The sequence below is a fragment of the Pseudoalteromonas sp. L23 genome, from assembly GCF_021728455.1.
Classification (GTDB): Bacteria; Pseudomonadota; Gammaproteobacteria; order Enterobacterales; family Alteromonadaceae; genus Pseudoalteromonas.
Genome location: NZ_JAKKCW010000002.1, coordinates 68,586 through 94,372 on the forward strand (window position 1 = coordinate 68,586; position 25,787 = coordinate 94,372).

The 25,787-nt window shown below is 43.8% G+C and carries 14 protein-coding genes and 1 CRISPR repeat array; of the genes, 11 read left to right on the forward strand and 3 right to left on the reverse strand.

The window, feature by feature from the left end:
• Positions 1-46: 46 nt before the first annotated feature.
• Together L3V43_RS04200 and dapE are read right to left on the reverse strand one after the other, a co-directional pair.
• A complete protein-coding gene (locus L3V43_RS04200; protein WP_237115994.1) occupies positions 47-9,388 on the reverse strand; it encodes a hybrid non-ribosomal peptide synthetase/type I polyketide synthase in 9,342 nt (3,113 codons plus the stop codon).
• Between the two features lie 34 nt (positions 9,389-9,422).
• A complete protein-coding gene (gene dapE, locus L3V43_RS04205) occupies positions 9,423-10,727 on the reverse strand; it encodes a succinyl-diaminopimelate desuccinylase (protein ID WP_102056891.1) in 1,305 nt (434 codons plus the stop codon).
• Between the two features lie 728 nt (positions 10,728-11,455).
• On the opposite strand from dapE, the gene L3V43_RS04210 reads away from it, so the two are divergent.
• Positions 11,456-11,770: a hypothetical protein gene (locus L3V43_RS04210; RefSeq protein ID WP_010604891.1), complete on the forward strand. Its 315-nt coding sequence runs from the start codon at positions 11,456-11,458 to the stop codon at positions 11,768-11,770.
• A gap of 339 nt (positions 11,771-12,109) precedes the next feature.
• Here the strand turns inward: L3V43_RS04210 and L3V43_RS04215 are convergent, their stop codons facing one another.
• Positions 12,110-13,027, reverse strand: coding sequence for a DMT family transporter (locus tag L3V43_RS04215; protein WP_237115995.1), 918 nt, complete (start codon positions 13,025-13,027; stop codon positions 12,110-12,112).
• A 114-nt stretch (positions 13,028-13,141) separates the two neighbouring features.
• On the opposite strand from L3V43_RS04215, the gene L3V43_RS04220 reads away from it, so the two are divergent.
• The 10 genes from L3V43_RS04220 (at position 13,142) to L3V43_RS04265 (ending at position 24,765) form a co-directional block, all read left to right on the forward strand.
• Positions 13,142-13,621: an Lrp/AsnC family transcriptional regulator gene (locus L3V43_RS04220; protein ID WP_102056889.1), complete on the forward strand. Its 480-nt coding sequence runs from the start codon at positions 13,142-13,144 to the stop codon at positions 13,619-13,621.
• 158 nt (positions 13,622-13,779) lie between these two features.
• Complete coding sequence (locus L3V43_RS04225; protein WP_102056888.1) at positions 13,780-14,979, forward strand: lipoprotein-releasing ABC transporter permease subunit; 1,200 nt, start codon at positions 13,780-13,782, stop codon at positions 14,977-14,979.
• Complete coding sequence (lolD, locus tag L3V43_RS04230; RefSeq protein WP_045990679.1) at positions 14,972-15,661, forward strand: lipoprotein-releasing ABC transporter ATP-binding protein LolD; 690 nt, start codon at positions 14,972-14,974, stop codon at positions 15,659-15,661. The genes L3V43_RS04225 and lolD overlap by 8 nt, the downstream gene beginning before the upstream one ends.
• Positions 15,654-16,883 carry a lipoprotein-releasing ABC transporter permease subunit gene (locus L3V43_RS04235; RefSeq protein WP_010604886.1) on the forward strand — a complete coding sequence of 410 codons (1,230 nt, stop codon included), beginning with the start codon at positions 15,654-15,656 and terminating at the stop codon, positions 16,881-16,883. The genes lolD and L3V43_RS04235 overlap by 8 nt, the downstream gene beginning before the upstream one ends.
• A gap of 569 nt (positions 16,884-17,452) precedes the next feature.
• The gene (locus tag L3V43_RS04240) at positions 17,453-18,721 is read left to right on the forward strand and encodes an efflux RND transporter periplasmic adaptor subunit (protein ID WP_235368136.1); all 1,269 of its coding nucleotides are present in this window, start codon (positions 17,453-17,455) and stop codon (positions 18,719-18,721) included.
• A 40-nt stretch (positions 18,722-18,761) separates the two neighbouring features.
• Positions 18,762-19,457, forward strand: a complete 696-nt coding sequence (locus tag L3V43_RS04245) for an ABC transporter ATP-binding protein (RefSeq protein WP_010604884.1) — start codon at positions 18,762-18,764, stop codon at positions 19,455-19,457.
• Positions 19,458-19,466: 9 nt separating this feature from the next.
• Positions 19,467-20,828 carry an ABC transporter permease gene (locus tag L3V43_RS04250; protein ID WP_237115996.1) on the forward strand — a complete coding sequence of 454 codons (1,362 nt, stop codon included), beginning with the start codon at positions 19,467-19,469 and terminating at the stop codon, positions 20,826-20,828.
• Positions 20,829-20,830: 2 nt separating this feature from the next.
• Entirely contained in the window at positions 20,831-22,051 is a 1,221-nt protein-coding gene (locus L3V43_RS04255; RefSeq protein ID WP_174168802.1) for an FtsX-like permease family protein, read from the forward strand.
• A 60-nt stretch (positions 22,052-22,111) separates the two neighbouring features.
• On the forward strand, positions 22,112-23,431 hold the full coding sequence (locus L3V43_RS04260) for a sigma-54 dependent transcriptional regulator (protein ID WP_237115997.1): 1,320 nt from the start codon (positions 22,112-22,114) through the stop codon (positions 23,429-23,431).
• On the forward strand, positions 23,428-24,765 hold the full coding sequence (locus L3V43_RS04265; RefSeq protein ID WP_237115998.1) for an ATP-binding protein: 1,338 nt from the start codon (positions 23,428-23,430) through the stop codon (positions 24,763-24,765). Before L3V43_RS04260 ends, L3V43_RS04265 begins: the two co-directional genes overlap by 4 nt.
• 401 nt (positions 24,766-25,166) lie before the next feature.
• Positions 25,167-25,625: direct repeats of the CRISPR family, unit length 35 nt; unit sequence GTTTCTACTGCCTCTACGGCAAATGTTGCTGCAAC.
• The last annotated feature ends 162 nt before the right edge of the window (positions 25,626-25,787 follow it).

Here is a 25,787-nt window from a genome sequence, read left to right on the forward strand (position 1 = left end):
TTAAAGTCGTTAGAAAGCCCCAAAGCGATGGCTTTGGGGCGAGCTGTTACTCCACGTTTGTTGCTATTACCGCTTGGCTTTGGGTATCCTGTAGAATACTTTGCATAATTGCGCCGTTGCCTGCCTGCATCATATCTGGCATCAACATTTCCTCATGTTTACCAACTCCCTGATAGGTAATGACTTCGGCGTCTGATGCTGCATCCCAACTGGTTAGACGAGCAGCTTCTGCATGTGCATTTTGCTCGACGATAAAGTGCAGTTTTGCGTGAACCTGACCTAGGTTTTTCACTTTATAACACCAATCGATATAGTCTCTCGCTTGTGCCAGTGTATGCTCGTGTACCGTATTTGAGCCGGTGTGGCGGGCGAAATGTGCTTTTAACTCTTGCTCAAAGTGCGCGAAGTCTTGCTCCCGCATTTTGACTGTTTCGGTGATCCTGAATGAGTCTAAGATCACCACATCCCCGACACGTTGACCTCGGTTTTCCAGCTCCTTAGCAATCTCAAAGGCTAAATTACCGCCAAGGGAGTATCCAAATAGGGTATAGGGGCCATGAGGTTGAATTTGCATAATTTGGTCGGCATAGTCGCTAACCTTAGTGTCACTTTCGAGGTAATTAAAAGAGATCACTTCAGTGTTAGGCAATGCGTCGGCAAATGCCTTGTAAACGATGCTGTAACCACCCGCTGGTGGTAGCGCAAATAAACGAGTAGATTGACCCGCATTGAAGATAAGGTAAGGGGATGCGCCCGTTTCTTTTCCTGTTACTACATCTTCAATTGCACTCGCCATGCCATGTAAGGTTGTAAATCTAAATAGCTGATTAACTTCCATTTTGATGCTGAAGGCTGATTGGATCCTGACCATTAGCTCAATCAAATATAAAGAGTTACCGCCAAGGGCAAAAAAATCATCATGAAGACTAATGGATTTTTGCCCTAGCATATTGGACCAAATCTCAGCGAGCTGCTGCTCAAATAAGGTGGCAGGCGCTACGAATGCTCTTACCAACTCTGCGAGTTCAACCTGTGGTAATGCCGCTGCATCGATTTTACCGTTACTCAGTAATGGAAATTGCTCAATAGCAACCAGCTTACTAGGTACCATATAGCTTGGTAGCTGGTTCTCTAACTGCTCGAGGACAAACTCAGTACCGACCGCAAGATCCGACTCAAAGTAGGCAATTAATTGGGTTTGCCCGTGTACTTCTATCCCTTTTACATAGCTTCGCTTAATCCCTGGGATCTGGTTGATGCTAGACTCAATTTCTCCAAGCTCAACGCGGTGACCTCGTATTTTTACTTGGTTGTCGATACGTTGCAGAATATGTAGGTTGCCGTGTTTGTCCCACTTACCTAAATCACCTGTTTTATATACCCGTAGGGTGCTATTTTCTGACACGGGAAGTTGGATAAATTGGCTGGCATTTTTCTCTGGATTATTGAGATAGCCAAGACTTATGCCTTGCCCCGCAATTGCAATTTCGCCGACTGCGTTACTGGATACTAATTGGTTTTGCTTATCGAGCAAGATAAGTTGCGTTGCATTGAAAGGCTTGCCGATAGGCACCGTTGCACTGGTTTCTAAGTACTGCTCTGATTCCTCAAAGAAACTACTGTCTATGGTTGCTTCAGATGTGCCGTAGGAGCTAAATAGTCGAGCATCTTCTTGTAGCAATCCTTTGAGTGCGCGGTATTCAGCGATTTGCCATTGCTCAGAGCCAACAATCACTCTACGTAAGCTGGTGAATCCAACCTGACTTTGCTTTGCGAATAAGATGAGATTACGAACCACAGAGGGCACAAACTCAACCGTATCAATCTGCTGTGTCTCAATGAGGTCATACAACACCGGCATGTTCAGCATCATATTTTTAGGACACAACACTAAGTGCTTCGCATTGTAAAATGCGCGCGCGAGATCGCCACAAAACACATCAAAGGTTGGGCTGGCCAATTGTAAATGATGAGAGGTGGGTGCTAAATCAAATTGGGCTAACCAGTCCACAGCGATCGTAGCCCAGTTTTGATGGCTGACCTGGACAGCTTTTGGCGTACCCGTAGAGCCAGAAGTAAAGACAATATACGCGATGTCATTTGGCTGATGATTTAACGCCAAATTGTGCTCGCTGATTTCATCTCGTTGGCTTTGGAAGCTTTCCCAAAGTAGTGTAGGGTGATCTGATGTTAGCGCTTCTTCGCAAAGTAGTAACGTGCAGCGACTTTGCTCAAGCAACAGTTGCTTGCGTTCATTGGGTTGCTGCGGGTCAATTACCACAAAATGATGACCTGCTTTTAACGTAGCGATACAAGCAACAACTAATGCGATAGATTTTTCAAAATGTAAGGCAATCGTTTGACTAGGTTGGTTATCTAGCTGCGAATTAATTAGTCGCGCCAACTGATTTGCCTGACCGTTCAGTTCGCAATAGCTCAAAGTAGCAGCCAGTTCTCCGGCATTTGTTCCACAGGCAATGCTGAGGGCAGGAAGCTCAGGACTATGTTGCGCCGCATTTTCTATTTGGCTGACCAAAGTCGGTAATGCAGGTGCCTTTTGTTGACTTTCAGCAAATGTCGCCAAGGCGTCTATTGCGTCAGGACTTGTTAAGGCAAGCTCCGAAAGTGGCCGATTTGGACTATCAACGACCATTCGCGTCAGTGCGATATAGTCCCGAGCCAGCTGCGCTATCGTTTCGGTTTCGAATAGATCGGTATTATATTTTAATGTGCCTTTGAACACGCCATTTTCTTCATAGGTCGAAAGCGTAATGTCAAATTGACCTTCTTCTTCAGGCAGTTCCATGAATTGCATAGGAAAGCCCTTATAGTACGCGACATTATTTTCATCCATATGCGATTGCTCAACGCGGTGATTGAGCATTACAAACATGACCTGAAATACCGTAGAGCGGCTGGCATCATGTTCAATACCAAGCTTATCCACTAACAGCGCAAACGGATATTCTTGGTGATCTAGTGCGTTGAGGGTAATGTCTTTCACCTGCGCTAAAAGCGAAGTAAAGTGCGTTTCAGGATCAAACCTTGCGCATAGCGGTAGGGGATTCACAAAGTAACCATAGACGTTTGAAAACTCTGGATTTGTACGACCGGCCACGGGACTGCCAATAATGATCTCATCCTGCTGAGTATATTTATGCATGACTGCGTAATAGATGCTAAGCAACGCCATGAACATGGTGGACCCTTGTGCCTTTGCAAGGGTATTCAATGAAGACGTGAGGGCTTTATCCAACTCAAAATGATATGAATCACCAACGTTGGTGAGTACCGCAGGTCTAGGTTTGTCGGTTGCAAGGTCTAATACGGGGATCTCAGCAGGTAAGTGATTCTGCCAAAACTTATAGTTTGCCGCGCCGCGTGGAGAATGAACAAAGCGTGTTTCCCAATCGACAAATTTTTCATAGCTTGACGTTATCTCGCTGAGTGCTAACGGTTCACTTTTTGCAAAATGCGTATACAGTGACTGCATTTCATCGATAAACATGTAATTTGACCATGCATCTGAGATGATGTGATAAATCGTCACTGCAAAGTAGTAGCTTTGATCATTCTGCTTATACAAATACAGTCTAAACAGCGGGTCGTGCTCAAGGTCGAAAGGCTGTTCATTATCTGCAATCATCATAGGTTGAATATCTTCCCAAGACTTACCATGTACATCAATGACTTGCAGTGCATCCTCGCGATGAGTCCAGACTCTTTGATAGGGTTCGCCATCTTTAAAGAAGAAGTTTGTTCTTAACATTGGGTGGCGAGCAACTACAGCACTAAGGGCTTTTTTCAGCGCGTCGATATTCAGGGCACTAGGAATGTGCATCGCGCCGCCGATATTGTAGGAAGCGCTACTTGGGTTGAGTTGATTGATAAACCAAATCGCTTTTTGTCCATAGGAAAGTGGGAATTCAGCTTCCACATTGGCATCAGATACGATAATAGAGTTAACCTTGGTCTCGGAAACCGGCTGAACCTGCGATGTTTCTGTGGTTATGACTTCAAAGCCAAGCGACTCAACGAGTTTGTCATTAAGCTCTATACTTAATTCGTTGATAGATGCACCACTTAGAAGGCGTACAATCGTTAGGGTTTCACCAAAATGGGTGGTGATCTTATTTCTCAGTTCTGTCGCCATAATAGAGTCAATACCGAGATTACCGAGCGATAGATCTAATTCCACTTGCTCTCGTTTACAGCGTAATACTTGGCTGACAGCATTAGCGAGATGATCGGCAACAAGCGGTAACCGAAGCGCGCTGTCTGTTTGCTGGTATAAAGGAGCAAACTCTTGCTCTTGGTGGCTTTGCTTGTCGTTTTCTTGGGTAGCCAAGTGACTAAATAAACTCGGCTTTCCTGCATACCAATTGGTTACTTTGGACCAATCGGCGTCACACACTAAGAGTTGAGGTTGATCTTGGTCTAGAATACGTTCAAGCACAGCCATCCCCGCACTTGGTGAGATGCAGTTCATGCCCCTTTGGTTCTTGTAATGTTCGGCGAGACCCAACTCTTCAATCATACCAATAGCCCAAGGACCCCAGTTGATACTCAGCGCCGGAAGACCCTGATTGCGACGGTAGTGGGCGAGGGCATCTAAGAAAGCATTGCCAGAAGCATAGTTTGTTTGTCCTGCGGTAGTGACTTGAGCCGCGACAGAGGAGAAGAGCACAAAATGTTCGAGGTCAACTTTACTGAGTGCTTTGTGAAGCATCAACGCACCAATCGCTTTGGTGTCAAACACACCGTCAAATGCTCTGGTATCCATATTGCCAAGTAAGGTGTCATTGACGATACCAGCACAGAAAAATAATCCGTTGATCGGTGCTTGTGCACTTAGATGATAAGACTCAAGGGCCGCGTGAAGTTCACGCTCTCGAGTTAAGTCTGTCTGCCATAACGAGACATTAACGCCCTGATCTTCAAGGTGTTGAATAAACCGAACGCGATCATAGTTACGGTCGCGTGAGGTAAGTTCTGACCAACTCTTACGCTCAGGTAATTGACTCCTACCAAGCAAAATGAGGTTTCGTGCACCTCTATCGACGAGTAGCTGACAAACTAACTGACCGATTGAACCAAATGCACCAGTGATCAACTGTGCTTTATGGCTTTGCACGCGAGTTGGGAAGGCGGGTTGAAGTGACATTGCCTGCTCTAAACGAGCAACATAGGCCTGATTTTCCCTAAAAGCAACTTCCCCTTCTTGGCGGTCACTTAATAATCTAGCTGTGATATGTTCGGCATCATTTTGGCCATCAACATCGATGAGGCCACCCCAATTATCAACCAGTTCTTGCTGTGCGAGCACTCGGCTAAATCCAGTTAACGAAGCGGACATCACCGCGGTAAGTTGCTCACTATTAACGAGGCTGGCGTTGCGTGTTACCACGTAAAGCGGGAATTTACAGTCTTGTTCAATTACGGTTTTGGCTAGATTTAACAATGAATGTAGCGACTGACGTTTTTCTCTTTGCAGTTGAGCAAGGGTCAGTGATTCTATCGCGCTGTTATCTAGACTAAAACAATGCACAACGCCACGAATTTCTTGTTTGCCCAAAGTCTCGATAAGTTGTGACAGGTGATCCCGTGAATCGGGAACTAGCCATGCATGACAATGGTCTCTGTCGATATCAAAGTATTCTCCAGATTTAACGATACAGCTAGAGTGGCCAAGCTTTGCTAAACGTTCGGCTACCTGTTCGGCTGTTCCTGATTGATCTGCGAGGAGCACCCAACGCCCCGATGTGTCAGTTTCTTGTATTTCCTGATCAGGCTCTGCAAGCCAATTGACTTGGTAAAGCCAGCTATCTATGGTTCTGGTGGTGATCCCACTTGCAGCGGAGTCAACGCTTTGTGCAATAAAGTTTTTGATAACACCAAAGACTTGACCAGACTCATCACAGAGGTATAAATCACCGACCGTTTTTTCGTCGTCACGATGAGTGATTTGGGTATAACACCAAAAGTCAGTATTGTTCTGCCCGCAAAGCAGGATCTGCTCTAGCATCACTGGTAAGCGGATAGAGAATTGCTGAGCATTAGCACTTGCAAGCTCTGTAAATACTAACGTCTGGAAGCACGCATCTAGTAGACTTGGGTGTAGGGTAAATTGTGTTGTTCGCTCAAGTTGAGTAGGCCAAGAGATTTTGGCAAGCACGCCGTTGTCTGTTGCCCAGATCTGTTCAATGGCTCTAAAACATGGACCATATTCGTAACCAAACTCTTTTAGGTGTGCATAAAACTCATCGTGCTGCTGCGCGCTGGTAGCGGCACTACGAATAGCATTGAGATCAATAGGCTCAGCAAGGTTGGCGCTTTGTACTCGGCGGATTGTCCCTTGAACATGGCGGGTCGTTTTACCATCTTCAAGGCTTACCACTTTAAAATTCGGTTCATCATGGTGCAAAATGAATTGCACATTGGGAGCGTGTTCATTATTCAAAAATAACGCTTTATCGATGACAAAGTGGTCGAGTGCATAGCTGCCATTGCCCCAAGTCTCTTTGGCTGCAGCATACGCCATTTCAATAAAGCCAGCAGCGGGGAAGAGGGTATTGCCTTGGATTTGGTGACAGCTTAAAAAACTATCGCGATTTGTGTCGGTTACCGCGTTCCAAACATGTTCAGCTTCACTGCGTTTACGGCCCAAGAAAGCATGGTTACTTTGCCCTAAACGCACTTGATTAAAGTACTCAGGCTCGGTCCAAAAGCGTTCTTGCAAGAACGGGTAAGTTGGCAACGTAGTGAACTTACCTCGACCATTTATGGCTGACCAATTTAATTCAAAGCCTAAACCAAACAGTTGAGCTACGGCGTGGTAATAGGTGTGTTGTTCGTCGGATTTACGGCGCATACTCGAGACGACAACGCTTGAGCAACTTTGTTCTTCTGCGGTTTCGGCAATAGATGCGCCAAGCACAGGGTGTGGACCTAGTTCCAAAAATGCTTGATAACCTTGTTGTAATATTGCGCGGGTGGCATCAACAAAACGCACGGCTTGGCGGACGTTGAGCCACCAGTAGTTAGCATCAAGCTCAGGTCCCTCTGCAAGTGTGCCTGTTACCGTTGAATACAATGGAGTATGTGCGGTGTTAGCTTGAATACCAGCTAAACACTCGAGCAATTCGGTCTTAATCGGTTCCATAAACTGGCTGTGATAGGGCACTTCAACGCGGAGAAACTTGCAAAACACACCAGCTTCGCTCAGTTGTGTTTCGATACTGTGTAACGCATTTTCTTCACCAGCTAGGGTGACAGAGTTTGGACTGTTTACTGCTGCAATTTCAACTTGGTCGTTGAGATAAGGCGTGACATCACTGTCAGAGAGTCCTACCGCCATCATTTTACCTGTGTTGCGGCATTGATGTTGTAAACGGCTACGATGGACTACGATGGTGCAAGCATCTTTTAATGAGTAGACCCCGGCTTCATAAAATGCTGCTGCTTCACCAGTACTGTGGCCAACAATGACATCAGGTGAAATGCCGTGTTGACGCCACATTGCTGCAAGTGCAACTTGCACGGCAAAGTTTGCCGTTTGAGCGAGCCAAGTATATTGCATGTTTGACGCTGATTCATCGGCAAGCATTTCATCAGCCAATGACCAATTTGTAAGTGTTGACATATAGCTATCACACTCATCGATCATCGCTTTAAAAGTTGGCTCTGATTGGTACAGCTCACGGCCCATTGCCCACCATTGTGGCCCCATGCCGGTGAAGACCCATACGAGTTTTTGCTCATCTTTTTTCAGCGTGCGCAATGTACTGGCCGCAGCAAATTCAGCATCATGAGTTAGTGTTTGCAGTTGTTGTTGCAGATCCTCTGCATTTCTGAAACAAATTGCATGACGATATTGGTGATGTTCACGGCGCTCACCCAGTGTGTAGATAATATCACTGAGTGATGCATCGCTGTCTTGCAAAAATTCATTATGCGCTTTGGCAAAGCGATGGATCCCGTGTTGATCTCTTGCACTCAATGGATAAAGTTTTAGGCCATTCTCATTTGCTGGAGGTATTGATGGTACTTCTGGCGCAACAAATTCTTGAATAACCGCGTGGGAATTGGTTCCACCGAAACCAAAGGAGTTTACCCCCGCAACGGCTAAACCTTCATGCTTAGGCCAAGGTGTAAGTTTAGTGGGGATCTCATACGGCGCGTTGGCGTAATCAATCTTAGGATTAATTGATTTTAAGTGTAAATGCGGTGGGATCTGTTTGTTTTGAATGGCTTTGACCGCCTTGAACAAACCAGCCATACCAGCGGCTGCCTCGGTATGGCCAATATTGGTTTTTACCGAGCCAATGTAGCATTTATCGTCTTGATTACGGTTGATCCCAAGGAGTGTTCCAACTGACTTTGCTTCAATTGGGTCGCCAACAGGCGTGCCTGTGCCGTGCATTTCAATGTACTGCACTTTACCGGGGTCAATATTCGCTTTGGCATAGGTTTCCTTCATCAAGCGCAATTGGGCATCCCCATTCGGCACCGTGATCCCTTGTGTTTTACCGTCTTGGTTTACACCAGTGGCTAAGATCACCGCATGAATTGGGTCGCCATCCTTAATTGCATCATCTAAGCGTTTGAGCACAACAACGCCGGCGCCTTCAGCGCGGACATAGCCGTTTGCGGAGTCGTCAAAAGCATGAGAAAAACCAGTCGGAGATAAGAAACCGCCTTTAGACTCGGATACTGTGTATTGTGGTGCCAAATGTAATAGCACACCACCTGCGAGTGCCATATTACTTGCCCCGGTCTGTAGGCTTTTACAGGCCATATCTAATGCGACAATAGAGGAGCTACAAGCAGTATCGATGGACATGCTGGGGCCATTAAAGTCAAAAGTATGAGAGATGCGATTAGAAAGCATCGTCATCATAACACCCGTCGCAGTGTGAGCATCAATGTTGTCAAAATCTGGGTTAGTGAATTGCATGATTTTATAATCAAGCGTAAACCCACCCATAAAAACGCCGACCGACTCTCCTGCGAGTTCAGATGGCTTTTGCCCACCATCTTCCAACGCTTCCCAAGTTACCTCCAGCAGTTTACGTTGTTGAGGGTCCATAAACTCGGCTTCACGAGGCGTGATCCCAAAAAATGCTGGATCAAACTTATCGATATCATCGATATAGCCACCCCATTTTGAGCTCAACTTGCCTTTATTCGCTTTGACAGACGAATAATGAGTATCGATATTCCATCTCGATTCTGGGGTTTCTATGATGCAATCGACACCATGTTTAATATTTTCCCAAAACAATTCAGGACTATTCGCGTGACCTGGGAAACGACAACCCATGCCAATAATTGCTATCGGTAGCGTGTCGTTTGCGGGGCGAACAGAGCGTTCATTTTCGATTGCCATAATGCATTCCTTGAAGTTATCTATTTTCTGTTAATTAGCGAAGTTGCAGCAGTTCATCTTGAGTGGTTGAGTGAACATGAAGCGTAGGGTAGAGCAGGCGTTTATAGATGCCGTAGTAAAGTTGTTGAAGCTGGATTAAGTCGGATGTTGTTGTGTGTTCATCTATTTGATGAATGGTTTTGTTCACCAATCCAAGTTCTAATACTGAGGTTGATATTTCAGCAATAAAGCGGCCATCCGATGTTCCCCCTGCGGTCGATAGTTTTGGTGTGAAATGACATTGGTTGTTGATTTCATCGCAGACGATAGCGAGGGATGGAGAAGGGATCTCATCATTATTTACGCAGTAATAGGGTTTACAGGAGTTATTGGTCGTTAATGCATAATTGAGTGTATGTTTTTCGATGGTTTCTCTGACCAGCTGGACCAATTCATATTCGTTGTATGCGGGTGTATAACGGATATTAAAATTTAGCTGACATTGGCTTGGAATGATGTTGTCAACAAAATCGCCAGAATTTACATGAGTGAATTGTAGTGTGGTCGAGTCAAAGTTATCACAGTGCTTAGGCCAATCCATTGACAATAATGCTTGCATAATATTTTGCGCTAGATGGATGGCATTGGTCGCTTTTTGAGGGTAAGCCACATGTCCACTTTTACCATGTAAATTGATGGTAAAAGACAAAGCACCACGGCGGCCGACTTTCAGTGTATCTGCTACTTGCGCTTCTGAGCTTGGCTCTCCGACCAAGGTAAAATCAAATGTGATACGCTGCTGTTTTAAAAACTGAGTGATCCGCTTGGTTCCGTGTTCCGCTTCGCCTTCCTCGTCGCTAGTGAGTAGCAACCAAAGCTCTTTTTCCGGTATTCCAAATTCTGTCACTAGAGCCTCAATTGCACAGAAAAATGCGGCAATAGCGCCTTTCATATCAACAATACCTCTAGCGAAGAGGCAGCCATTGTGTTCTGTCAGCTTAAAAGGGTTAAACTGCCAATCTTGTGCACTTCCGGCCGGTACTACATCGGTATGACCAAGAAAAGCAAATCTAGCATCGCTGTTGTTACCTATGCTTGCGACTAAGTTACTTACATCACGAACGGGTAAGTGTTTGATTGAAAAGCCCAAAGCTCGTAACTCTTGTGCTAACCACAGTTGACAACCAACGTCATCTGGTGTGATCGACTTAAATGCGACTAACTGCCTTGCGATGTCAACAACGCGGTGGCTGGTATGTTTATCCTCATCAATACCTTGAAGCTCGTCATGAAGAGCTTCGATATCCTCTAGTGCTTCAGAGACAAGTTCAAAGCAAGTGCTTGAAGAAAAGTCATTCATCTCAAAAAACCTTAATGCAGAAGTATGATAAATAGGCAATTAAAAGCTCGCTTGTACACATTTTAATTACACTTCGTTCACAAGTTGCGTATTCAAACATTGAAATTCTTTAGATGCTAATGATTTTATTTTGACTAAATTAACCTAGATAATTTTATTGTTGTTTTTTATGAAGTAATAAAGTTTGTTATTTTTAATGCTGTTTGTCTAATTTTGATATTTGAGTTTTATTGAATTAATTTTGGTGTAAATGCTCTATGTACTAATATTCTGAATGTGTGAAAAGTAATTTATCTTAATAATCATGGGCGGGTTTTTGTTTCTTGAGTTATGTCTTGTGTTATTCGGAATTAAAAAAATGATGGTGTTTACGTTAATGAAATTGTTATTTTTTAAAGTGTGCGAGCTTGTTGTGTAAATTGCGCTATTAAGATAAATGGAATTAAACTTCGTTATTCATTTTTGTTATTTTAACTATGTTTTATATTTCTATTTATTCTAAATGTAGGAGGCCTAAAAGGTGTGGGCATACGTATGTGGGCAAGATTTTTTATGATGAAGTTTTAAGGTTTAAATTGTTTTTTATAAATTTAATGAATTTATTCTTGAGTTGTCATATTTAATGAATAAAATAGCGAGCGCTATAGAGCTTTTATTCAATATTTTGATTACTGTTACAGTATTTTGCTGTTTTTATCTATAGCGCTGACTTAAATTAAGGATGAAAAATGAAAAAGCTAATCACCGCACTCGTTGCATTCACCGCATTGTCTGTATCTGCTCAAGAAGTAGAAGAGGCGAAAGCACTCGTTACTCAACAAAACATTAAAATTGTTGCCATTGGCCAAAGCGGCTGGGATCCAATTTGGAGAGAGCCTACCTGTAGCATCCAAAAAACGGATGAAGATGCTGTAGGTAATGCTTACATGATCAGTCATTACGACATGTGTTTATGCCAAAACAGTAAAAAAGCGAGCTATCTGATTGAAGATACACAAAGCAACCCTAAGCAAGCAGCGGTTATTTGTTACCTAGAGCAGTAAGCTAGTCAACAGCAGCAGAGCAAAGTACTTGCACTTTACTCTGCTTTTATTACTGGTGTTTCCTTTAAGTTCAAATTAGCTAAATTAACTGATTTTTTGCTTTGGTGTGCTAAATAACCTGAGCTGCGGATAATTAATGCCTTTCTAGCAGCCAGTTTTAGCGCTAACTGCGTTGAATTCACTTCCAATAGCCAGCTATTGGTGCGTAAATTCGCCTTGCCTACAGGATGTAGGTACCTTAGCGAGAGCAGGACGCGGAAGCGGTGTTTTCCCTAAAACTCTCTGGCTAGACAAGGAAAAACTAAGTTGTGCTTTAGCAACAATGAGTTGGAACACTCCTTATCCAAACCTCAGGTTAAATAACTTGCCTAACTTCCAATCGAACTTTACAGCGCTGACGGCCGTTAAGATTAAAACAATCCCAAGCGTTTGTAGCATCGAAATCGTGTGCTCGAATGCAATAAAATCTACAAACAGCGCCACGACCGGATAAATAAAAGAAAGAATAGCGATTAATGTGGTGCTTAAGCGTTGAAACGCATCATACATGATCACATACATAAACCCTGTGTTGACGATGCCTAAGAATAGGATATTGCCCCAGCTCGATGAAGTCTCTGGGAAATGTGCAAAGTCAACCCAAGGCAATAAAAATAAACCGCCCAAAAAGATTTGGATCACAGCAACCACACCGGATGGCACTTGGCTTACCTTTTTTGTCATCAGCGTTGTAATGGTATACAGAAATGCAGCTCCAAGCGCCAGTAGCAGACCAAAAACGGCTTGATTGCTCTCTTGTGCAAAAATAACTGCGACTATTTCTTGATACGGGATCCCCACAACCAACCATAACCCCACCACGGCGATGGTCAACCATAAAAGGATTGCTTTACTTGGATACTGACGATAAAGCACCGCGCTTAGTAATACCAACATCAGAGGTTGTAGATGGTATGCGATGATTGAAATTGAAAAAGGAATATAGTCAAATGAGGCGAATAACAGCACCCAGTTTCCGACCAGCGCGATACCGCCGAGCAAGATGGTTATAAAAACGGGACCTTTAAACACCTCTTTTGTCAGTTGCTTTGTTACGAGCACGTATCCAAGAAGGCACAACGCGCCAATAACACAACGTAAAAATACCACGTTCCAATAGGATTGTTGTGCACTGACGACAAAGTATCCTATGGTGCCAGATAGCACCATAGCTATTACCATCTCTATCGAACCTTTTTCTTTATCTGAGCCAAACATTGTTCACACCTTGTCATATTCAATTCTATACTTGCATATTACTTAGGGTTTGCCGTATTGCTAATAGACAATAAAAGGCTAATTTTTCTATTTTCCTAAAAATGAAAGGCAAAAATGCGAAAATTAATTAATAATGAAAAATGGTCGCTTGATGCGATAGATAGCAAGCTTATAGCGCTGTTAGAAAACAACAGCCGAGTGTCTGTTGCTGAAATGGCTCGTGCTGTGAATATGTCTTCACCGAGTGTGAATGAGCGCATGAAACGTATGGAAGAGTATGGGGTAATTAGTAAATACAGTATTGAATTAGACCCAGCAAGCTTTGATTACCCGCTGACAGCGATTGTGCGTATTCGTCAGCATCCTGGTAAACTAAAACAACTTGAAGCGATGATCCAAAACATTCCTGAAGTGATTGAATGTGACAAAGTGACGGGAGAGGATTGTTTTTATGTGAGGTTGTGTTTTGAGAGTATGCCTAAGCTAGACGAAATTCTGGATAAAGTCTCCACGCTGGGTGATACCCACACATCGGTGGTGAAATCAACAGTAGTCAAACGCAGAAACGTGCCATATCAGATCCGCAAAAGGTAATCGCTAAGTATGGCGAGTAGTAACGTTTTGACGGGATAAGCAATGCACAGCTAAACGTCAACAAATTTATAGTTTGTCACACTTTTTATAGCAATCCTGCCATCAATCTGGTTTTGAGTATGTTAGTATCCGTGCAGCAGTTTTTTACGAGATAGATTATGTTTCAACCAGTTAGCCTCTTTGTTGGGTTAAGATATAGCCGTGCTGCGAAAGGCAATGCATTTATATCGTTTATCTCATTTTTCTCAATTGCGGGTATCGCCCTTGGCTTGATGAGTTTGATCACCGTCAGCTCAGTGATGAATGGCTTTGAGCAAACCTTAAAAGCCGCCATGCTTGATTTGATCCCGCATGTGCAAATTAAGGAAAATGAGCAACTTGATCAAAATAAATTACAAGCCATTGAAAATCATCCTTTGGTTAAGCAAGTTTCGCCATATGTTGCAAGTGACGTAATTCTACAAACCAATCAAGATTTGGTGGGTGTGCAACTTCAAGGACTATTTCAAGGGTATGAAACAGCGTTAGATGACGCCGTACGCGCAGGTAGCTTAACTCGATTGTATGAGCAAAAATACCAAGTGGCGCTGAGTCGCTATTTAGCCAATAAACTTGGTGTAAGCGTTGGTCAACAACTTCGCGTGATCATGCCTGAATTCACCACATACACACCGCTTGGCCGCACACCGACGCAGCGCTTATTCACCGTAGCTGCCATATATGATGGCCAAAGCGAAGCTGACACTTATTTGGCATTTGCCGACGGGAAGAGTTTACAGCGGTTAATGCGCAAGAAGCCAGAGCAATACGACCTTAACATTCATTTATATGATGCCTTTAGTCTGCCTGATTTTTATCAGCAAGCGGATAGCTTGTTACAAGGGCTCGAGGTACAGGATTGGCAAACTCAGCAAGGCACATTGTTTGCGGCGGTTGCAATGGAAAAGCGCATTATGTCGCTATTACTTGGCCTTATTGTGATAGTGGCTGTATTTAATATCATTTCAGCGCTATCTATGATGGTGAGTGAAAAGCAAGGGGAAGTGGCTATTTTGCAAACGCTTGGCTTTACACCACAAATGATAGCTAAAGTATTTATGGCGCAAGGGATGTATAACGGCATTTTTGGCACACTCATTGGTGTTGCTGGTGGATTATTGCTTTCGAACAATATTAATGAGGTACTCCACCTCGCAGGCCTTCAGTTGCTTGGTGGCGCTGAACTTCCGGTCAAAATAGAACTAACAGATTTAACGATTATGGCAGTGGGCAGCATATTGCTAAGCTTTTTAGCAACCTTGTATCCAGCTAAACGCGCGTCGAGTGTGCTGCCAGCAGAGGTATTAAGATATGAGTGATTTAGTCATTGACTGCCAAGATTTGGTCAAAAGCTACCAAGATGGTAAAGCCGAAGTAACGGTACTAAAAGGCGTTGATTTATCTGTAACCCAAGGTGAGATGCTTGCCATTGTAGGTAGCTCGGGTTCAGGTAAAAGTACTTTACTGCATATTCTCGGTACCTTGGATAAAGCATCCACCGGCAGTGTAAAAATCAAAGGTGTGGAAGTTGGCAAGCTGTCACGTAAAAAGCAGGCGGAATTTAGAAATAAGCATTTGGGTTTTATCTATCAGTTTCATCATTTGTTGATGGAGTTTAGCGCGGTTGAAAACGTGGCGATGCCATTACTAATTGCCGGTAATAAAGCAAAACAAGCCCGCGAAAAAGCATTACTCATGCTTGATAAAGTAGGCTTGAGTCATCGTGCTGATCATAAGCCTTCAGAGCTTTCTGGGGGGGAGAGACAGCGTGTTGCGATAGCGAGAGCGTTAGTAACAGAACCTGATTTGGTGCTAGCTGATGAACCAACCGGCAATCTTGATAAGCATAATGCGCTAAGGATCTATGACCTCCTAGCTGAACTCAATCAGCAACTAAAAACCAGCTTTGTTGTTGTAACACACGACCTAGAGTTGGCAGATAAGCTTGGTCGTGCAGTGCAACTGGACGATGGCAAAGTAGGTGTGTATCAGCATGCTTAGTTATTTTTTAAGCAAACGTTTTAGAGAGTCTAAACGTCAGCTTGGCTTTATTGGTTTTTTAACCCGTGCTTCTACGCTTGGTGTAATGCTGGGTATGGCAGTATTGATAGTCGCACTTTCTGTGATTAATGGTTTTGAAGAACAATTAGAGCAGCGGCTGTTGTCGGTGGTACCGCAAGTTAGTTATCAAGCACCTTACGACCCTATTCAAGCGTGGCAGCAAAAAGTAGAGATCTTGGAGAGTCAACGTGGCGTCGTAAGCGCGACGGCTGAAATTAACTTAACAGCCATGCTGCAATACAAAGGCACCTTAAAAGCGGCGCAGTTAAAAGGGATCGCACCGAATAGGCATCATACGGTGTCGAGCATAGGTGATTTTATAAAAGGCGCAGAACTAAAGGCACTAAAACCGGGTGAAGTGATCATCGGCAAAGGGATAGCTGACAAGCTTGGCGTCGTGGCTGGCGATAATATCCAGCTCTTGGTTGCTAACAAACATTCGGATAATCCACTCGCTGCGCCAAAGCGATTAACGGCGACGGTGGTGGGGCTTATCGATATGGGCGGGCCACTTGACCAAACATTATCCTTAGTGCCACTTAACGCACTGCAAGAAGCGATGGATTTTAGAGAAGACCAAGTAACGGACTTGCGTGCCAAGGTGAGTGATGTGTTTCAGGCACAGCAAATTGCGACATCAGCGGGCAGGGCATTACCCGATTTAGTGTACGTATCGTCTTGGTTTCGAACGCAAGGCGGACTGTATCAAGATATTCAGATGGTACGCACTATCGTCTATCTCGTGGTATTTCTGATCATCGCTGTAGCGAGCTTTAATATCGTCTCTTCTATGGTGATGGAAGTAAAAGAAAAGCGGGCGGATATTGCCATTTTGAAAACCATGGGTGCACAGGACAGTACGATTTTTTCGACTTTTGCGCTACAAGGTGTGACGTATGCAGGGATAGGTGCACTGCTAGGCACAGGGATCGGCATTTTTATTGCTATTAATATCCCCGATATTTTTAAAGCCTGGATCAATATGAGTGATACCAATCCGCTTGAAGGCGTCTACTTTATTGAGTACTTACCGAGCAAAATTATTTGGACAGACATTTATATCAGTTTAGTCACGACTTTTGTTATGGCTGTCGTCGCAAGCTTATATCCCGCTTGGCAAGCCACCAAAACGGATCCTGCCAAAGTACTGGGAAATGGCTGATGATGGCAAAAATTTATAGCCGGTAAAACCGGCTATAACAAGTTTATATTGGCTGCAGATAGATTAAATTCCCAATAGAAGAGGAAACGTTTGATCAAGTATCAAGATGTTTGCATGTGTTCACATCACTAAAATGTCAAAGTGACTCGCACGGCTGGACAGGCCCTAACCATCAAGCTTAAACATATTTTTTAATACCAATTTGTCTTAATACTAGCTCAATTTGAAGGTGTAAATCTGACGCTACCTGCGTTAAAAATTTCTTATTTAGAACAACTCAATAGCAAAATCTTTGCCTTGCAGATATGGATGTAGGCACCTTGGCGGTAGCAGGATGCAGTAGCGGTGTTATCGACAAAATTTTCTCGCTGCAGAATAGATCACTTAATTAAGCAAATTGATATAAAGCTCCCTTGTCCGCAAACTGTCCGGTGTCCGTCCAAATCCTCTCAATAAAGCCGTTAAATTACATAAATGGTATATAAAACAGTAAGATAAATTATGGCACGCTACTTGTTATTAGTTACTCATAATAATCGCGGACACCCTCTTGTCCGCAAGGAGGTAGCATGATTAAAGATACAAGTGCGCAAGATAAACAAATCGCAAAGAAACGAACCATAAAAAAGCCTGTGCTTGCGTTGTTGGCCGTTGGCATCACCTTAGGTGGATTGACCAGTGCTTGGCCAAGCATTAACACAATTTTATCTGCAGAGCAGACGGTATCGCGGGAGCAAGTACGTCTCGCCACGGTAGTGAGAGGTGATATCAGCGAAGATATTCGTGTTGAAGGGCGTACGCTGGCTGCGAATAATCCCGACTTATATGCCATCGCATCGGGCACAGTGACGCTAAACGTTAAACCAGGTGATGCCATCAAAGCAGGGCAAGCGTTGCTTAGCATAGACAGTCCAGAGCTTACCAACCGTTTACTGCAAGAAGAGGCGACATTTGAACGTTTACAAACGGAAGTTGAGCGCCAACGGATCTCGATTAAACAGCAGCTACTTGATACTAAACAACGCATGGAAATGGCGAAAGTAGACTTAGAAGCGGCAGAGCGGGAAATGGCACGCTCAAAACAAAGCATCGAAAAGCAAATTATCTCAAAATTAGAGCTTGAACAGTCAATGGTTGAACTTAAGCGCGCGCAGCTACAAGAGCGTCACGCCATCGATTCGCTAAAGCTTGAGCAAGAGCGACTTGCGTTTGAGCTAAAAAGTAGCGAGCTGAGCCTAACCAGACAACAGCATATTTTAGAAGAAGTGCAGCGTCAGGTAGCGGCACTTAACATTATATCGCCGTTGTCGGGTATTGTTGGTACGGTGCATGTCCAGCAAAAGCAGTTTGTACAGCGAGATGCGGCGCTAATATCCTTGGTTGACCTTTCAGAGCTTGAGGTTGAAGCGCAAATACCAGAAATTTATGCCGACAATCTAGGTGTCGGCATGGCCGCTGAAGTAATTATCAATCAATACCAATACCATGCAAAGCTGGTCGCTATTTCCCCTGAAATCGAAGCTGGCCGTGTCAGTGCGCGAGTACGCTTTGATGAACAACCAAGTGGTCTTCGCCAAAACCAAAAGGTATCTACAAGAATTATCCTGTCGCAAAAGCAAGACGTGCTCAAAGTAAGGCGTGGTGCATTTGTTGAAACTGGCGCAGGGCGTTTTACCTATACGGTTGTCGGTGAGCAGGTCGATCAAACACCCATTCAGCTCGGTGTAAAAAGTATTTCTGAAGTTGAAATTATCGAGGGCCTGAGTGAAGGACAAGAAATCGTGATTTCAAGTTTAGATCCGTTCAATAACAAAGCGCGAGTGTTACTCGGGAAGTAGCCCATCTCGCGTACCGAATAAGAATGAGAAGGAATAGACAATGTTAAAAATGAATGAAGTAAGCAAAATTTATCGCACAGATCTGATTGAGACTCATGCGCTCAGCAATGTTAATTTAACCATTGAAGAAGGGGAGTTTATTGCGGTCACAGGCCCGTCAGGGTCGGGTAAAACGACCTTTTTGAACATTGCCGGTTTGTTAGAGCGTTTTGAGCGCGGTGACTATTTTCTAGATGGTGAAAACGTTGCCAATCTTAACGATAAAAAGTTGTCTCAGCTAAGAAACGAAAAAATTGGCTTTATCTTCCAAGGCTTTAACCTTATCAGCGACTTATCTTTATATGACAACGTTGAAGTGCCGCTCATTTTTCGTGGGATTAAGGCCAGTGAGCGTAAAAAGCGCATTGAAGAAGCGCTTGAACTCGTTGGGCTTGCAAGCCGAATGAAACATCATCCCGCACAGCTAAGTGGCGGGCAACAGCAGCGTGTGGCTATTGCCAGAGCTTTGGCGGGGAAACCGCGATTCCTTTTAGCGGATGAGCCAACGGGTAACTTAGACAGCTTAATGGCAAGGCAAGTGATGGATTTATTACAAGAAGTGAATCAGGCGGGTACAACATTGATTATGGTAACCCATGACAATGAGCTGGCACGACGAGCGGGTCGTAACATCCAAATTCTTGATGGTGAGCTAACCGACATCACCAAATCTCAGCTAACTGAACTGGCAGTGTAGGAGTAAGCAATGAAAGAGCTAATACTATTAGCTTGGCAGGGATTAAAGCAAAAACCCAAGCTAAGCGCACTGATGGTGATCAACCTTGCAGTTGGGATCACGTTAATGTTGACGATGTCAGCCATTGTAAAACAAAGCAGCAGTGAGGTGATTGGTTATAAGGGAGATCACTTGTACACCGCAGGCCTGAATTTTTTTGATGGCGACCAAGACGTTGTCGATTTTAACCAATTTCCACGCTGGACATATCAAGATGCAGAGGCGCTTAAGCAAGCGGATTTACCATACGAGCATCTATCATTTAACTACACCACAGAGTTTATTGTGGGGCTGGCGGATAACTCAGTTAGACCTATTAGTGTAGAAGCTTCTGGTACAGATAGAGAAATGTTTAGTGTACTAGATGCGCCGTTTATCCACGGAGCTTCTTGGAGTGAACAAAGCCAGCAAAGTGGTGAAGCGGTCGCTGTGATCAGTAAAAACGCTAATGACCATCTTTTTGGTGGGGCGAATTCTGTCGGGCAGTTTATTCAAGTTCAAGGCGAACAAATACAAGTCGTGGGCGTGGTTGATTTAAGCAATTATAAACGTCGTTTCCAAGATTTGAGCTTTAGTAATAATTACAATCACGATGCATTTATCCCGCTAAATTATGCCTATGCGCAAAACTTTCCAAGAACAGGGCAAGTATCGTGTAGAACCGACGATTTATACACCGCAACCAACCCACGCAGCGGCAGTATCGACATGCTGAAAAGTGCTGAATGTGGTTATTTGACGGTTTGGTTCCAGTACCAAAATGATATGGGGGTGGCACATCTTGCAGAGCTAAAAACTTGGTTGAATAACTATACTGCAAATCAGCAAGTGGTTGGCCGTTTTCAACACAACAATCTCACCGATTTTTATAGCATGGGTGAGCTCTATATTTTGATCCAGCGTTTTATGGCATGGGAAGCCATTTACCTAACGTTTTCATATTTACTATTTGCCATTTGTCTAGTGAACACTGTGGGGATCCTACTGGCCAAATTCCAAGCCAATCGTAAGCTTATTTCCCTTTACCGAGCCCTCGGTGCAAATCGTGGGGTGATCATGAAAATTCATTTTCTAGAAATTCTCATGCTCACAGTTGCATCTGTGTTGCTTGGTTTTGTACTCGCATTTGCAGGACTCGAGTTGATGTTCCATTTGCGTATGTATCAGACGGATTATATGGCATTTGCCGAGCAGGTTCGTCAAATCTATCAGTTTGATGGTGAGCTGGCACTTTTGACCACCATAGGTATTTTCTTGGCGGTTGGGATATCTGGATTATATCCGGTATACCGTAGTAGCCGTGTATCACCAGCTGCAGAGTTAAGGGGGTAAGTATGGCGATTAAACATATTTTAAAACTGATCTTAAAACAAAAAAGTATTGCGCTGTTAATTATTCTACAAATCGCGATCACCGTGATGATTGTCAGCAATACCGCGTTTATCAGCTATGCAACGCTGCAAAACTGGCTAATTCCTTCAAAGTTGGAAGAGCAACAAATTCTCAATGTAACGACGCGTGTGTTTGATACCTCGGTAGACGTGCAGTCACTTATAGAAAAGGATATTCAAGCGATTGAAAATGTGCCTGGGGTCGTTGCCGCATCTTATGCTGGTAGAGAGCTGGTATTAAACAGCTTAGGCCCTGGATGGACTATTTTTAAAGATACCCAACCAGAAACGGATTACAGCGTGTTTGGCTACTTTGGCTTGGATGAAAAAGGGGTAGATGTACTTGGGCTTGAACTTGTTGAGGGGCGGAGATTTTATGCCAGCGAATTTATAAAAGGTGATGAGGCAACAAAAAATGCAGGCGTTATTATGATAAGTGACGACCTTGCCACGTCTTTATTTGGTGGTGACTCTGCCCTTGGGCAGACGGTGTATATTTCAAGACAACGCATTCCACATCAAGTGATTGGTGTTTATAAAGGTAAAATGCTTGGGGAAGGCGCAACGTACAATCAACAACACTACAATTCAGGGGTTGTACCTGAGGTCATATGGGGTAACCGTCAACGGGCAAATTATTTAGTCAGGGTTGAAAAAGGTGTGTCTGAGCGAGTGCTAGAAGAAGTTGAAACGGCACTGTATCACACCAGCGGACGAATGGTTGAGCGAGTAGAGTTTGTTGCTAGGGCAAAAAAACGTTTGTGGGATGGCCGTAGCACCTTTGCACTCACCATGGCAGGTATAAGCATCATAGCATGCGTGGTCACCGCGCTTGGTATTGTCGCACTTGTCAGCTTTTCTGTTAGCCTAAGAAAGAAAGATCATGGTGTACTTCGTGCGTTAGGAGCATCTAAAGGCAAAGTGATGTGGTCTTTAATTAAAGAAAATACAATTTTAGTCTTTATCGGTTTAGTGCTAGGCTTTGGTCTCTCGATTTTGCTTTACTATTTTTTGATGAATAATGTTCGCGTGCAAAGTGTGGTAGAGATCCCATTATTGGTTGGGGTCGCTATTTTTACTTGGCTTGTGAGTACATTGGCGGTGTACCTGCCTGCCAAAGAAGCTGCGAAAGTGTCGCCGGCACAAGTAACTAAATCGAGTTAATAATAAAAACAACAAAGCCCCGAAAGGGGCTAAATCTACAAATTAGGATCAAAAGCGTTCATGAGTGTATTGGTAATTGACGATAATCCGGATGTAATTCAAGCCATTAAAGTCCTTTTGTTACTCAATGATATTCCGTGTGAAGGTGTTACCTCTCCGCAGCTGGGCCTAGAGAAGGTTCGTAGCAAACAGTTCGACTTAGTTATTCAAGATATGAACTTTACCCGAGACACCACCCGCGGGGCAGAAGGTAAAGCCCTGTATAAAGCTATTCGAGATTTAGAGCCCGACTTACCCATCATCTTACTGACCGCTTGGACGAATCTTGAAATGGCGGTAGAGCTTATTAAAGATGGTGCGGCAGACTATTTAGCTAAACCTTGGAAAGACCATAAACTCGTCACCTCAGTGAAAAACTTGCTCGAAATGCGAGAATTACAAGAGCAAGTAAGTAGCGCCGCGAATCAGCGCAACGCCAGGTTACAAAAGCTAAAAGCGCAATACGAACTGTGTGGTGTGGTGGTTGCCGATCCTGCCATGTTGAGCTTGCTTGAAATGGCGACGCAGGTTGCGCACTCCGACGCGCCAATTCTGATCACAGGACCAAACGGCGCTGGTAAAGAGAAAATTGCAGAAATCGTGCAAGCCAATAGCAGCTATAAACATAAACCCTTTATTAAAGTGAATGCGGGGGCTATTCCGGCGGACCTCATTGAGGCCGAGTTATTTGGGGTTGAAAGTGGTGCTTATACAGGTGCACAAAAATCGAGGGCTGGACGTTTTGAAGCCGCCGATGGTGGCACTTTGTTTTTGGATGAAATCGGCAACTTGTCTTTGACAGGGCAACAAAAATTGCTAAGGGTTTTACAAAGCGGCGAGTTTGAGCGCGTTGGCAGTAACGTGACCAAAAAGGTGAGCGTTAGGGTGATCAGTGCTACCAACAGTAATTTACCAGAGGCCATTCGCGCAGGTACTTTTAGAGAAGACTTGTATTATCGGATCAATATGATTGAGCTTAAATTGCCGCCACTATCTGAGCGAAAAGAAGATATTGCCGTGTTAGTGGATCACTTTTTACCTAGCAATAAGAGTTTGAGTAACGCAGCAATGAAGCAGTTAAAGCATCATACTTGGCCTGGAAATGTCAGGGAGCTTGAAAACACCATAGGCCGTGCTGTGTTGCTGAGTCCCGGGCAAGAAATTGAGTGTGAGCATTTAGCAATTCAAACACCACAACATGAAGAGCCGCTTGAATATACACAAGCAGATATCGAAGCCGCATTAGACAGCGCTGATGGCGTAGTCAGTAAAGCCGCAAGAAAGCTAGGGTTAAGTCGGCAAGCACTATACCGGAGAATGGAGAAGTTTGGTTTAAAATGACGGTGTCTCTTCAAGCAGCGGTGTCTGCATGCTTATTTGTATCACTATTGGTGTTTGCGGCTATTCTATGGCTGGCAGCTTCATTTGCAATACCAATTACTCTGTCAATTCCGGTGGGGTTGCTTGTTGCAACGGTAGTAGGCGTTGTCGGTATCAGTTACTTTTTCTCTCGCCAACAACGGATCATAGATTGCTTAACGGACGGGATCCGCAGTTTTAAAGATCAAGACTTCTCAGTTCAAATTACACATTTTGAAAGCATAGAAATGTCTGATCTAATTTTGGAATATAATCGTTTATCGACAACACTAAAAAAGCAGCGCCACGCTACTAGCCAAAGGGAGTTACTACTCGATACCATTTTGCAGGTGTCGCCGGTGTCGATTATATTACTCAATCAGTTTGATCAGGTTGTATATGCCAACGACAAAGCTGGGAAATTACTCAATAACAAAAAATCTTTAAGTGGCCTTGTACTTCATCATGCCATCGCGAATGCAGATCCTAAGCTGCAAACAATTTTGCTACAAAAAGAATCCGGGTTTGTGACCTTTCAAGCCAATGATGAAAAGCAGAGCTATTACTTTTCAAGGCAGAGTATCACACTCAACCACCAGCCGCATGTATTGCTTATGTGTCAAAATCTATCTAGCGAAATGAGCCGCCAAGAGGTAGGACTTTGGAAAAATGCGATCCGTCTTATCAGTCATGAACTCAATAATTCATTAGCGCCCATTTCTTCGTTGACTAACTCCGCAAACACGATTGTTGAGCGCAGTGTTAAAGAACAAAATCATACCCTAGTCCAGTTGCTGCCTGATATGCTGGCAACCATTAATCGCCGCACGGAAAACCTCAGTGAGTTTGTGGCTAAATATAGCGAGTTTGCAAGATTACCTGCGCCACATATTACAGAACAACCGTTGCAGAGCTTACTTGATACCGTTAGTAAGCTTTATGACTTTACTTTGCTGGCACCACTTCCTGTGGAGCACGCCTTTTTTGATTCGGTACAGGTAGAGCAGGTGATGATTAATTTGGTTAAAAACGCCCATGAGTCAGGATCTAAAATAGAAGAAATAGGCGTTAAACTGCTGGTTGATTATCAACGCCTGATAGTCGTGGTTGTTGACAGAGGTGTAGGAATGGAAGAAGAAAAGCTAGCAAACGCAGTACTGCCATTCTTTTCCACTAAACCAAGTGGCACAGGGGTAGGATTGAGTATTTGTAATGAAGTCGCCATTGCCCACGGTGGACAACTTAAACTCTTTAATCGCAAAAAAGGTGGCTTAATGGTGCAGTTTGATTTACCACTCGTCGCACCAAAAGCATAGCGTTGTAATGACACTGACCCATATCTGGTAGGAGCGGGTTCACCCCGCGATCTTTTAGGTTGTAATGCCGCACCCTAAGCGGCGGAAATCTTTTTGCTTGGATAAATCAAGACCTACAAATAACATGCTTCATAGGTTTATCCTGTTGTCTTCATTTTTTGCTAAGCTCATATCTGGTAGGAGCGGGTTCACCCCGCGATCTTTTAGGTTGTAATGCCGCACCTTAAGCGGCGGAAATCTTTTTCCAGATAAATCAAGACCTACAAATAACAAGCTTCATAGGTTTATCCTGTAGGTCTTGCTTTATTGTTAATCTAGGGTGCTCACGAGGGCTTTTTAACGCTGTGTAATGTCTTAAACACCAATCATCATTTCTAGGTAGCGATAAACAATGCACCTAACCTCACACTGCCTCTACGGCAAATGTTGCTGCAACGTTTCCTTAATTCAGATGGAAATTTAAATAATTTTGAGTTTCTACTGCCTCTACGGCAAATGTTGCTGCAACTCAGGAGAAAAACTACCTAAAAATAGCCAAATGAAGGTTTCTACTGCCTCTACGACAAATGTTGCTGCAACCCAAGTTGTGGGTACTCAATGTACTCCTGACGAAGTTTCTACTGCCTCTACGGCAAATGTTGCTGCAACTTAATGAAATCAAAGTATCTATAAACAAGATTAGCGTTTCTACTGCCTCTACGGCAAATGTTGCTGCAACTGACCCATTTGTTTATAAGTTCGGATTAATTCAAAGTAGTTTCTACTGCCTCTACGGCAAATGTTGCTGCAACGGAGTATCGGTCAACATCGCTTGACGAGTGATAAGTTTCTACTGCCTCTACGGCAAATGTTGCTGCAACCCTACCTTCTGTAGCCCTTGACTGACACGGCCTGTAGCGGCTAATTGGATGAACCTCCAGCGCCAATCAAGAAACTGTGTTGATATTAGCAAAAAACAGCCATTTTGGAAGTAAAAATTTAAGCTAACTAATTGATTTAATTGAAATGGATGAACCTAAGGG

Coding starts and splice junctions, on each gene's coding strand:
- L3V43_RS04200 (WP_237115994.1), bottom strand. CDS start 9,388: ATGGCAATCGAAAATGAACGCTCTGTTCGCCCCGCAAACGACACGCTA.
- dapE (WP_102056891.1), bottom strand. CDS start 10,727: ATGAATGACTTTTCTTCAAGCACTTGCTTTGAACTTGTCTCTGAAGCA.
- L3V43_RS04210 (WP_010604891.1), top strand. CDS start 11,456: ATGAAAAAGCTAATCACCGCACTCGTTGCATTCACCGCATTGTCTGTA.
- L3V43_RS04215 (WP_237115995.1), bottom strand. CDS start 13,027: ATGTTTGGCTCAGATAAAGAAAAAGGTTCGATAGAGATGGTAATAGCT.
- L3V43_RS04220 (WP_102056889.1), top strand. CDS start 13,142: ATGCGAAAATTAATTAATAATGAAAAATGGTCGCTTGATGCGATAGAT.
- L3V43_RS04225 (WP_102056888.1), top strand. CDS start 13,780: ATGTTTCAACCAGTTAGCCTCTTTGTTGGGTTAAGATATAGCCGTGCT.
- lolD (WP_045990679.1), top strand. CDS start 14,972: ATGAGTGATTTAGTCATTGACTGCCAAGATTTGGTCAAAAGCTACCAA.
- L3V43_RS04235 (WP_010604886.1), top strand. CDS start 15,654: ATGCTTAGTTATTTTTTAAGCAAACGTTTTAGAGAGTCTAAACGTCAG.
- L3V43_RS04240 (WP_235368136.1), top strand. CDS start 17,453: ATGATTAAAGATACAAGTGCGCAAGATAAACAAATCGCAAAGAAACGA.
- L3V43_RS04245 (WP_010604884.1), top strand. CDS start 18,762: ATGTTAAAAATGAATGAAGTAAGCAAAATTTATCGCACAGATCTGATT.
- L3V43_RS04250 (WP_237115996.1), top strand. CDS start 19,467: ATGAAAGAGCTAATACTATTAGCTTGGCAGGGATTAAAGCAAAAACCC.
- L3V43_RS04255 (WP_174168802.1), top strand. CDS start 20,831: ATGGCGATTAAACATATTTTAAAACTGATCTTAAAACAAAAAAGTATT.
- L3V43_RS04260 (WP_237115997.1), top strand. CDS start 22,112: ATGAGTGTATTGGTAATTGACGATAATCCGGATGTAATTCAAGCCATT.
- L3V43_RS04265 (WP_237115998.1), top strand. CDS start 23,428: ATGACGGTGTCTCTTCAAGCAGCGGTGTCTGCATGCTTATTTGTATCA.